We start from the raw sequence: 11455 nt of genomic DNA, 5'->3' as shown, positions 1-11455 counted from the left end.
CGCTGCGGGGGCGGACGACTGTGCAAAGGCCGACGTTGCCGACACTGTTCCGGCTAAAGCAATAGCTATCGTCAAATATTTCATTTCAAGAGTCCTCAACTGTGCGTAGTAGCAGGTGACCCCGAAAGCATCATGGTTTGTGTGGGTCGATGAACAGCATAGTTACCTGCGCCTAGCGGATCAGTGGCTAGAAGGTGAAAAGGAATTTATGTACCTTCCTTACCGCTGTCGCTGCTGTGAGGTCATTGATTGACTTGATGAACGGCTATTCCTTGTGTCGTCACCCACTGAGTCGCCACCCACTGAGTCGTCGTGCTGAGGCAGCGGTGCGGACGGGGGGCGCGCGGGGTCGATCCCGAGCAACTGGAGCGCTTCATCGATCTTGTGGATCTCATACCTGAAATCCATCTCGATCTGTTGCCCTTCGCGGATGTGAAGCAAGCGGTCGTGGGTCCCCAGTGCAAAACGGGCGACGGAAAGTGCTTCGACGATCTTCGCCTCGCGCAGGGCCTCGGCCAAAGACGATGTCGGCTTCATGTCTTTTCTCCTGGCCGCTCGGCCGCATGGAGTGTGCCCGCCGTCCGCCCATCGCAGAGTTGATTACGCAGGCGGTGGCCGGTATGTAGCTGGCTTGTAAGCTTGCCTATTGTGCCGCTATGCGGTCATTGAAGGAACCAGTGTGATGAACGCACCGGGTGATTAATTCAGACAATTGGCTCGCATGCCCTGAAGTGTCAGGCTGCAGCCTCAGCAGTGAAGGTCCGGTAGTGAGAGGCGACGAAGTCGATAAAGCTGCGAACCGCTGCGGGCATGAGCCGTTGGCCGGAATAAACCATCCAGACGGTTCGGTTGTCGTCATTGAGGGGGAAATGATCGAGGAGCGGACGTATCTGGCCTGAGTCGAGCTCATCTCGAATCAGTGAAACCGGCAGCCGTGCGATGCCGAGTCCGGCAATGACGGCAGCCTTGGCCGCCGCAACGGTCGTGGTGCTCACGAGCGGCTTGACCGCTACGCGTCGGGTGTCAGTGCGATCGCGAAACTCCCAGAAGCGCGCCGGGGCATTCGGCGTAAGCACGATGTCGTGACGCTCGAGTTGCTCAGGCTTCAATGGAACCCCTGAGCGCGCAAGGTACTCGGGCGCGGCGGCCACGACTTCGCGGAAAGGCTCCAGCGAACGGCAAACGAGTGATGAGTCCCGGAGGCGCCGCTCGGCGACGAAGCATACGTCAAAGTCGCTCAACGTCACGGAGTTCATGCTTTCGAACGCCGACACCTCGAAGCTGACATTCGGTTCCACGAGATGATAGGCGGCCATGAGTCGCGGCAACTCGGTGACGGCGTACGAAGCCGTCACTGCAACTTTGAGCGCTCCGGTTGTTTGATTCGTCGCCGATGCGATGTCTTCATCGATCAAGTCCAGTTGCTTGAGCAGCTGTGTGCAGGCGTCCCAATACGTTCTACCGGGCGCGGTAAGCGATACGCTCCGCGTCGTGCGATTGATGAGCCGCGTGTGCAGGTGCTCTTCGAGCGCGGCGATGTTGCGCGTGACCACGGCTGTGGAGACGCCAAGCTCCTTGGCGGTAGCCGTGAAGTTAAGGTACTCGGCGACCTTCACAAAGATGCGCATCGCGGCGATTTGATTCATGACATCCCACCTCTATCGACCATCGCATGTAAGGTTACCGCGCAAGCGATTACGGCATGCGGACTGAACTATTACGGATTTGTCATCTGAGCGCGGCTGCGGCGGGTGACAAAAATGTAACGTTCGGAGCAGGTATCCGGTAACGTCCGACGGCCTAGCATGGCGGCGTGGACTGCGTCTTTCGCGTGACTGTGGACGGTGGCGCTGGTGGCAAACGCAGTCCGACACGATGATCTGGCAGACGGCGGCCTTTCTTTGCCACGCACGAGGCATCAGTTGCGCCGAATACGACGCGCTGGTCGCCGCGGGCGGAGGAAGCCTCGGGATGCCCAATGACGGAGGCATCGCTGCTGTACCGCTCGGGCGAGAAGCGCGGCCCCGGCATACGAGTTGATCGGCCGAGCGGCAAACGGGGTGCGGGAGTTGAGATGCGAATTCTGGTAGTTGAAGACGAGCCGAAGACGAGCGCCTACCTTAAGAAGGGGCTGGAGGAATCGGGCTACGAGGTCGACCTCGCAGGCGACGGGGTGCGTGGTTTGCAGCTTGCGCAGGAACACAATTACGACGTAATCGTCCTGGATGTGATGTTGCCGATGCTGGACGGCTTCGGCGTGCTGCAGCGTCTGCGCAAGACCAAGTCGACGCCCGTGCTGTTCCTGACGGCGCGCGACGATGTGGCGGATCGGGTCCACGGATTGGAGCTGGGCGGGGACGACTATCTCGCCAAGCCGTTCGCGTTCGTCGAATTGCTGGCGCGTGTGCGCACGCTCGCGCGGCGGGGCCCTCCGCGCGAAAGCGAACTCATCGCCGTCGGCGATCTCGAGATCGATCTGATCCGGCGCCGCGTGCGGCGCGGTACGACGCGCATCGATCTTACGCCGCGTGAGTTTTCATTGCTGCACCTGCTTGCGCGTCGTCAAGCCGAAGTGCTGAGTCGTACACAGATCGCCTCATCGGTATGGGACATGAACTTCGACAGCGATAGCAACGTGGTGGAAGTGGCAATCCGGCGTCTGCGCGCGAAGATCGACGAGGGCCAGCCTATCAGGCTGATCCATACCGTGCGCGGCGTGGGGTACCTACTCGAGCCAAGGAGCGCCAACTGATGATGCAGCGGTCTTTCGCTGTCACGTTGGCGGTCGCATTCGGTGCGACTACGCTGGCCGTCTTTGCGCTGGTCGGCAGCTACGTCTACTTCGCGCTGGATCAGCAAGTGCGCACGCAAGACGATCTCGACGTCGTGCTCGCCGCTCGCCATTTGCGCCGGCTGGCCGAAGAACTGGACTCCTGTGACGCTGTGCGCCAGCACGCGACTCGGCTGGTGAGCGTTGTGCTTGGCAACAGTGCGCTGTCTGTTGTGATCTTCGATCGGGCCGGCAAGCCGATCGTTGCACACAGTGGACTTCAATCGGACGATGAGGTTGCGGTCTTCCCTTCGTCCAATGCCGCTCCGGTCGGCATCGACCCCTCGTTGCTCGAGGAGCCGGCGAATCACCTTTCGTCAGACAGCCGGATTACGGACGCATCGATCGTGCAATGGCGTGCGTCAGGCGGGGTCACCATGCGTAGTATCGCGTTCGACTCGACGCTGCGAAACAAGGATCCTGTCCGCGTAGTCATTGCACGCGATATGAGCGGCCCGCTCCGTTTGCTCGACAGTTACCGAGACACGCTCAGGCTCGCCGGCATCATCGGTTCATTGCTTGCGCTCGTCGGCAGCTATGTCCTGATCCGAATCGTACTGCGGCCGCTGCGCGACATCGCCGCTCATGCGCGCAACGTCACGATCGATCGGCTCGATAGCAGTGTGCCTGTCGAGCAGGTACCGCGCGAGTTGAAGGCGCTCGTGACTTCGCTCAATGGCATGTTCGCGCGACTTCACAACGGTTTCCAAAGGCTTTCGCAATTTACGGCCGATCTCGCGCACGACATGCGCACGCCGATTGGAAATATGCGCGGCGCAACCGAGGTGGCTTTGGCGAGACCGCGTTCGAGCGAGGAGTATCAGGCGCTGTTGGCCTCGAATCTTGAGGAGTGCGATCGTCTTTCGAAGATGATCCAAAACGTGCTCTTTCTTGCGAGGGCGGAGCATCCGCAATTCGTAACGAGCATGCGCGAGTTCGACGTGCACGCGGAACTTGACCGCATTGCCGGCTATTTCGAGGGGCTGGCTGAGGAAGCCGGGTCGGTGCTGCGCGTCAACGGCGGTGGGCAGCTCACGGCCGATCTCGAGCTCTTTCGCCGCGCGCTCGGCAATCTGCTGGCAAACGCGCTGCGGTATACACCGCGTGGCGGCATGATTGCCGTCGATGCCCGCCAGTTCGGCGACACGCTGCGTATTGTCGTGGCTAACGAGGGGGCGCCGATCGATCCCGTCCATCTCGAGCGCATCTTCGATCGTTTCTACCGCGCCGACCCGTCGCGCAGCAGAGCAAGCGAAGACGCCGGCGGCGGTGCCTCGGCGGGGCTGGGTTTGGCGATCGTGCGTACGGTGATGGAGCTGCACGGTGGCACTGTCAGCGCGCAAAGCGACGAGACGGGGACGAGGCTGATCCTGGTGTTTCCGCGCCGGCCGCCGCGCACGGTGTGATCGACTGACGGGAATGCCATCGTTCCGGTTCGACGGGCCGTTCAGGTCCGTCGAGCCGCTTTGCCTCCACGGCATGAGCTCACCACTTCGGCTACATGCTTCCGAGTGGGCTACGGATGCCCTTGCTGCATGAACCCCCGAACAACCTCTCAAACATCGTTCTATTTCGCGCATCAAGCCATCGCGGATGGTGCTGAAATCGAGTCTCGGACAGTTTGAAGGGATATCAAGGATGGCGGCCGTTCATAGATGGAACTGGCGGAGCAAAGATCCGTTGAGCATCCTAAAAGCTCTTTAATTCCATTTTAAAAAACGCTCGCAGGCAAAGCAATGCCGATAGAACAGCATATTTCGCTGGGGTTTTCGTGCCAGACCCGCAACACGTTCATGACCTTTAGCGCCGAACATCGCACCATGCCGTTCGACTGGTGCATCACCACTCGGCAGTTTGTGCTCGAGGCGCTCAAGGAAGGGCGCGGTAGCAGCTTTATGCCGAATCTAAATGAGCTAAAACTCTACACTACTCCGATTCAACAGGAGCAAGGCCTCTGTAGTGATAAAGGTATCTGGTTTTGGCACGAGTTTCCCCGCAAGCCAGGATTCAAGCAACTAGCCGACAATCCGCTTGAGGGCAGTCAGCTGCATGCAAAATTTCGGGCTTTGTGGGATAGATTCCTCACTTGCATCCGCGACCCTCATACAGTAAAACGATTCGTCATTTCGAACACTCAGGATAATCTCGAGCTGTTCACTCCTATGGGATCCGGGGATCAGAATTTCTTCAGTCATTATGGGCTGGATTATGATTTCTTGATGAGGCTGGACGATGCGTTGCGTACGCTCGGTGCCAGGAATTTCACGATCCATTTCATGATTAGAAATATTCAGAATTACCTGGATTTTGTGCTTAATCCCGTCGTGGAGCATTTCACTCCGATGTTCGTCGGCACGCTTTCTCTGCCATATCACAAAATGGTCAGTAAGCTGCTTGGTCAATCCTGCGAGCGTCGCGTGGCTACGGGGGCAGAATTATTCGGAAAATACAGCAATGGTATTGAGCTTGTGCCGGGGCCATACGGCGATGTACTTGCCTGTGATGCAAACGGAAAAGTTTACGGCACCGCCCGCGAGGTTCCAGGAGGATACGTATTTGGCTTTACTGGAGCTCGAGATAGGGTTGCGTCGGCGGTAGTTGAAAATGACTCCTTGTATTTCAGCGACAAGGGGCGTTGGACAAAAAGCAGTGCCCATCGTGCTGGTGCCGATTCAATGGCTTCATTGATTTCGACTAGCCATTGATCAACATCGACTGCTCCTCAGCACTCGAGCGCGAGCTCGACGTCGATCCCTGCAACGCTGCGCTGCATCGCATGATGGCGGTGGCATTGCGCGCGCAAGGCGATGAACTCGGCGCCATCGCACATTCCATCGCCGCGCGCACCGTCGATGCTTATGCAGCCGGCGCGTCCGACGCGACGATCGACGCGCTTTGCAATGTCGCGACAGGCTACTTCATGAAGGGCGACAAGCCGGGCGCGGCGCGCTGGTATCGGCTTGTACTTGCACTCGATCCCAACATCGCCGTCGCGCATCTGAATCTGGCTGCGATCCACTCAGATGAAGGCCGTGCGCATGAGGCGCGCGCTTCGAGAGATCGCGCATTTGCCCTGCAACGGGTTTTTGTCGAGCGTCTTGGGGAGCCGTTGCGCAACGTACTGATTCTTTGCATGGGCGAGGGCGTTGGCAACGTGCCGGTCGAGACGTTGTTGCCGACGACGTCCTGCGCCCGGATCAAATACGCGATCGATTACGCGCGCGACGAGGAGGACGCGGAGCTTCCGCCGTACGAGATCGTATTCAACGCGATCGGCGATGCCGATGTCGCTGCGCCGATCGGCGCTCGGCTCGAACGATTCGCCGCCCGCTGCCATCGCCCGATCCTCAATCCGCCGTCGCTCGTTGCTCACACGTATCGCCATCTATTGGGCGCACGGCTTGCCGGCCTCGACGGTGTCTTGGTCGCGCCCTGCGTGCGTTCCGAAACGGTGCCCGCGTCAGACGATGAGCTGATGCAGCGGATCGCAGGCGGCGGTCTATCGTGGCCGCTTTTGGTTCGTCCGCTGGCGACTCACGGCGGCGAAAACGTGCTGCTGAGCGAGTCGCCCCATGCGCTCAAGGCGCATCTCGACTTGCTGGATGCTCCCCACTATTTGACGACGTTTGTCGATTACCAATCGGCGGACGGGTATTACCGAAAGTACCGAGTCATCTTTGTCGATCGCGAACCGTTTGCCTATCACCTTGCGGTTTCAGAGCACTGGCTCGTGCATTACTTCTCGGCCGATATGGCGCGCCACCCGTGGAAGATCCAGGAAGAGCGAGACTTTCTGGAAAATCCGCGCGCGGTGCTAGGCGAGCGCACGTGGCAATCGATCCGCGCAATCGGGCGAAGGCTCGATCTGGATTATGGGGGCATCGACTTTACCGTGCTCGCTGACGGCCGTGTCTTCGTGTTCGAGGCCAATGCGACGATGCTGGTCCACTATGAGCGCGATGGGGGAGCGCTCGCACACAAGAATCCGCACGTGCGGGGCATCGTCGATGCATTCGAGCGGCTGCTCGATCAGGCCAGCCAGTGCTGAAAATCGTAGTAGGGCACTGCATCGCCTCGTGTCACCGTCCCGCCGGGCCGTATGCGGGCGAGACCGCTCGCTGCGGCGAGAGACCCCAACGCTGAGGGACTTTGTTGCGCGAGCGGCACGAGCCGCGTGCTGCCGCTTTCGTCCGTCACGCTCACTACGCGCAAGAACTCGTCACGATACGCGTGACCGTTTTTGTCGAGATCGAGCGCGAATCGGGGAGTCGGCGGAAAAAGGGCGGTTCTGCCCTGCATGCGCCGGATCAGCGGCGTGATCAGCAAGGTGAACACGGCGAAGGCGGCAGCGGGATTGCCGGGCAGGCCGACAAACGGCTTCCCGGCGACCGTTGCGAGCGCAAGAGGCTTACCTGGCTTCATTCGCACTTGCCACGTGGACATCGTTGCGCCGAGCGCTTCGATCGTGGCTCGGACGAGGTCGCGTTCGCCGGACGACGTGCCCCCAGCGCTCACGATGAGATCGCAATGCGGCAGCATTTGCGCGAGCGCGCTCTGGATTTGCGGTTCGTTGTCTCGCGCATGCGTGATGCGCGAGACGCTGGCGCCCATGCCCTCGACAAGCGCCGCGAGCATCGGCCCATTGCTGTCGAACGTTTGTTGTGCCGTTCTGGTGTTGCCGGGTAAAACGACCTCGTCGCCCGTGGTCAGGATGCCGACGCGAAGCTTTGCGAATACCGACACGCGGTCGATGCCCTGTGCACTCATCAAAGCGATTTGTGCGGGGCGCAAGAGCGTGCCGGCAGGCAGCAGCAACTGGCCAGTCCGCACGTCCTCTCCACGCATGCGGACGTGCTGCCCCGCCCGGGGCGCAGTCATGATCTCGATGCCGGCCGCAGATTCCCGCACATACTCTTGCATGACTACGGTGTCGGCATGAGCGGGCATCGCGGCACCTGTGAAGACGCGGGTAGCGTGCCCGGTGCTGAGCGGCACGGGCAATGCGCAAGCGCTGCAACGCGCTTGCACTGGGAGGATTTTGCCCGGTTCGAAATCCTCGTAACGGATCGCGTATCCATCCATTGCACTGCTGTCGGCACCGGGCAGATCGTGTTGGGCGCCGATACGCTCTGCCAGGATATGCCCGGCGCATTTAAAGACGGGGACTATCTCGGTTGTCGTGGGAAATGGCACGTCCGCCGATAGCATCCTTTGTGCATCGTCAAAAGCTATTGCGGCGAGTCTGCTGCCTGGCATTTCCTTGTTGTCCGTCGTTGTCCGCCCGTGCATTCCGTTGCTTGGGGCAGGTTGCAGGCCTGGGTCGCTCGAATGGCGCGGCGCTGCCTTGCACGTCCGCCGAAAATCGTCATCTGTTGCATAGATCTGGCCGGCGGCGCGAGCGAGGGAGTGTAATGTATCCGCGCATGCTACGGAGCGCACACATAGACGCAACGTACAGGAGCACAGATCGGTAGGGTTCCGCAGGTTAAATGCGTAGTCATACGTAGAAATATTGCGTAATTATGCGGTTGTAAGGGAAGGGGTGATCGGGAATACTGAGCGCCGGTCGGACATCGTCCTGCTATGGGAAATCGAGCGCAACTTGGCGGGCGCTCTACGCCCTCGCCAATAAAGAACAGCAACAGGAGACCCGTCTGAATCCCGATGCCGCATTGGGATTCGGCCACTCGCCCGCGTATTCGTCGGGCGTCTCTTCCGCGAAAATCGATACCGCGTCTGGCTGTCCGCCGCACATCAATACGTGATACCACGCGTACATTGGAGGAGAAACAAGTGACGACACAACCGCGTTCGGCCGGCCGTGGGTGGCTTTGGCTCATCCTGCTGATTCCCTATGTGGCGCTGCTGTGGCTGCCGTTCTACAACGAGCGCATGCCCGCACTCGCCGGATTTCCGTTTTTCTACTGGTATCAGTTTCTGTGGGTTCCCATCACATCACTACTGATCTATCTCGTCTATCGGGGGCTGAAATGAGCGGCGTGAATCCAATCAACCCCGTCGCGATGGGGGTCTTCATCGCGTTTTTTGCGCTTGTGACGCTGATCGGTTTTTTTGCGGCCCGCTGGAAGCGCGGCGATCTCAATCAGTTGCATGAGTGGGGTCTCGGCGGACGCCAGTTCGGCACGATCATCTCGTGGTTCCTCGTCGGCGGCGATTTCTATACGGCGTACACCGTCATTGCCGTGCCGGCGCTCGTCTATGCGGTCGGCGCCTATGGCTTTTTCGCGCTGCCGTACACGATCATCGTTTATCCGTTCGTCTTCGCGGTAATGCCGAAGCTGTGGCAGGTCGCGCACGACAAAGGCCACATCACAGCGGCTGACTTCGTGCAGGGCGAATACGGCGGCAAGTGGTTCCCAGCGGCGATCGCGTTGACCGGTATCGTAGCCACGATGCCGTATATCGCACTCCAGCTCGTCGGTATGGAAGTGGTCATCAAAGGGTTGGGTGTGACTGGTGAGCTGCCCCTCATCGTGGCCTTCGTGATTCTCGCGCTCTATACGTATACGAGCGGCTTGCGCGCGCCGGCGATGATCGCGTTCGTCAAGGACATCATGATCTATATCGTGGTGATCGCTGCCGTCTGCTTGATTCCGGCGAAGTTGGGCGGATACGCTCATGTGTTCGACGCCGCGGACGCCCATTTCAAAGCCAAGGGCGGCGTGACCGGCATCATGCTCGCGCCGTCTCAGTTCACCGCGTATGCTTCGCTTGCGCTCGGCTCGGCGCTCGCTGCGTTCATGTATCCGCACACGATGACGGGTGTGCTGTCGTCGGGCTCGGTCGAAACCGTTAAGAAGAATGCTATCTTCTTGCCGGCTTACACGCTGCTGCTGGGTCTGATCGCGCTGCTCGGTTACATGGCTATCGCCGCGGGCGTGCAGGTGAAGTCGCCGAGTGATGTTGTGCCGACGCTTTTCAATACGCTCTTCCCGTCGTGGTTCGTTGGCTTCGCGGCTGCTGCTATCGCCATCAGCGCGCTCGTGCCCGCCGCGATCATGTCGATCGGTGCGTCCAACCTCTTCACGCGCAATCTGTGGCGCCCGCTCGTGGCACCCAACATGTCGCCGGCCGGCGAGGCGTCCACGGCCAAGATCGTGTCGCTCGTCGTGAAGTTCGGGGCCCTGATCTTCATCGTCGTGCTGCCGACACAGTTCGCCATCGACCTCCAGCTGCTCGGCGGCGTGTGGATTCTGCAGATTTTCCCTGCTGTCGTCTTTACGCTGTTCTGCCGGCGCTTGACCTCGGTCGGCCTTTTCGCCGGATGGCTCGTCGGCATTGCGCTCGGCACGAGCCTCGCCGCGGCGCAAGGCCTCAAGCCGATCTTCCCGCTGCACGTGGGCGGCAGCGCCTACCCAGTCTATATCGGCTTGATTGCACTGGTCGCGAACGTGGCGGTGTCGGTTGTCATTTCGCTCCTGATGCCGGCGCGCAATCGCGTCGAAGGCGCGAATCTCGCGGCCTAACCCTCGCCGCGTAGTAGTAAAAGGCGCGCTATTGCTTGCTCGAAATCGGGTAACGGTAGCGCGCCAGCGCGTACCAACCGCGCGCGCGATGTCTATGTTGATCACTCAGCTGCAGTTCATCTTTGAGGCGTTTTGACCACGCCCTGCGCCGATCCCATCCCCGCGCTAGCGCGATAGCGCTCCGCCTTATGCCCAACTGTGGGCAATCCGCCGACACCTGATCCAGCAGCGGCGTATGCGGCGAATTGAAATCAATTTGAAAGAATAAGTGCGAAATTTCGGCAAACTTTGCCCGTTTCGGCTATCCTCTGCGCGCGTCATGCCCGAAAGCGGCTTATTGCCGCTTGACGAAAGCATCGCTGTATGAACGGCCGCAGAAGTAAGAAAGCGGCCAATCTAATAATTTTCCCCAAGCTTTGAGGTCTGTCTCATGGTCTCCATGAATCGGCGGCAGTTTCTCAAGGTGTCGGCGACCACACTGGCGGGATCGAGTTTGGCCCTCATGGGCTTTGCGCCCACTCCGGCACTCGCGGAAGTCCGTCAGTATAAGCTCGCACGCACCACCGAAACGCGCAACACCTGTACCTACTGCTCCGTTGGCTGCGGCATCCTGATGTATGGGCTCGGCGATGGCGCAAAGAACGCGAAAGCCAGCATCATCCACATCGAGGGCGACCCTGACCACCCCGTCAATCGCGGCACGCTGTGCCCGAAGGGTGCGAGTCTGCTCGATATCATCCATAGCAAGAGCCGGCTTGAGTACCCCGAGTACCGTGCGCCGGGCTCCGACAAGTGGGAGCGCATCTCGTGGGATGACGCGCTCAACCGGATCGCGAAGCTGATGAAAGAAGATCGCGATGCCAACTTCGTCGAAAAGACGGCGGATGGCAAGACGGTCAACCGGTGGCTGACCACCGGGATGCTCGCTGCATCTGCAGCCAGCAATGAAGCCGGTTACCTGACCCACAAGGTGATCCGCAGCACCGGGATGCTCGCATTCGACAACCAAGCTCGTGTCTGACACGGCCCGACGGTGGCAGGTCTTGCCCCGACGTTTGGCCGTGGAGCGATGACGAACCATTGGGTCGACATCAAGAACGCGGACGTTATTCTGGTGATGGGCGGCAATGCCGCTGAA

10 protein-coding genes are annotated in these 11455 nt (G+C 59.9%); 7 read left to right on the top strand and 3 right to left on the bottom strand.

Annotated features, from left to right (window positions below; genetic code table 11):
* Positions 1–219: 219 nt before the first annotated feature.
* Both VL598_RS16085 and VL598_RS16080 read right to left on the bottom strand, forming a co-directional pair.
* Entirely contained in the window at positions 220–537 is a 318-nt protein-coding gene (locus VL598_RS16085; RefSeq protein ID WP_325327722.1) for a hypothetical protein, read from the bottom strand.
* 197 nt (positions 538–734) lie between these two features.
* Positions 735–1646: a LysR family transcriptional regulator gene (locus VL598_RS16080; RefSeq protein ID WP_325327721.1), complete on the bottom strand. Its 912-nt coding sequence runs from the start codon at positions 1644–1646 to the stop codon at positions 735–737.
* 428 nt (positions 1647–2074) lie between these two features.
* On the opposite strand from VL598_RS16080, the gene VL598_RS16075 reads away from it, so the two are divergent.
* The 4 genes from VL598_RS16075 to VL598_RS16060 all read left to right on the top strand — a co-directional run bounded on the left by VL598_RS16075 (position 2075) and on the right by VL598_RS16060 (position 6878).
* Complete coding sequence (locus VL598_RS16075; RefSeq protein WP_325327720.1) at positions 2075–2752, top strand: heavy metal response regulator transcription factor; 678 nt, start codon at positions 2075–2077, stop codon at positions 2750–2752.
* The gene (locus tag VL598_RS16070; RefSeq protein ID WP_325327719.1) at positions 2752–4236 is read left to right on the top strand and encodes a heavy metal sensor histidine kinase; all 1485 of its coding nucleotides are present in this window, start codon (positions 2752–2754) and stop codon (positions 4234–4236) included. The genes VL598_RS16075 and VL598_RS16070 overlap by 1 nt, the downstream gene beginning before the upstream one ends.
* Positions 4237–4566: 330 nt before the next feature.
* Positions 4567–5535, top strand: a complete 969-nt coding sequence (locus VL598_RS16065; RefSeq protein ID WP_325327718.1) for a hypothetical protein — start codon at positions 4567–4569, stop codon at positions 5533–5535.
* A complete protein-coding gene (locus tag VL598_RS16060; protein ID WP_325327717.1) occupies positions 5532–6878 on the top strand; it encodes a hypothetical protein in 1347 nt (448 codons plus the stop codon). Before VL598_RS16065 ends, VL598_RS16060 begins: the two co-directional genes overlap by 4 nt.
* Here the strand turns inward: VL598_RS16060 and glp are convergent.
* Positions 6860–8086: a gephyrin-like molybdotransferase Glp gene (glp, locus tag VL598_RS16055; protein ID WP_325327716.1), complete on the bottom strand. Its 1227-nt coding sequence runs from the start codon at positions 8084–8086 to the stop codon at positions 6860–6862. The two genes, VL598_RS16060 and glp, sit on opposite strands and share 19 nt — an antisense overlap.
* Before the next feature lie 537 nt (positions 8087–8623).
* Here glp and VL598_RS16050 point away from each other — a divergent pair.
* The 3 genes from VL598_RS16050 to VL598_RS16040 form a co-directional block, all read left to right on the top strand.
* Positions 8624–8824 (top strand): DUF3311 domain-containing protein, encoded by a 201-nt coding sequence (locus VL598_RS16050; protein ID WP_325327715.1) that lies wholly within the window; start codon positions 8624–8626, stop codon positions 8822–8824.
* Positions 8821–10317 carry a monocarboxylate uptake permease MctP gene (mctP, locus tag VL598_RS16045; protein WP_325327714.1) on the top strand — a complete coding sequence of 499 codons (1497 nt, stop codon included), beginning with the start codon at positions 8821–8823 and terminating at the stop codon, positions 10315–10317. Before VL598_RS16050 ends, mctP begins: the two co-directional genes overlap by 4 nt.
* Positions 10318–10747: 430 nt before the next feature.
* On the top strand, positions 10748–11455 hold a 708-nt coding region (locus VL598_RS16040), incomplete at its 3' end, for a molybdopterin-dependent oxidoreductase (protein WP_325327713.1).

This window comes from Trinickia sp. (assembly GCF_035492435.1).
Lineage (GTDB): Bacteria > Pseudomonadota > Gammaproteobacteria > Burkholderiales > Burkholderiaceae > Trinickia.
Note: the sequence above shows the minus strand (reverse complement) of the source record. Positions and strands in the feature narration are given on the sequence as shown.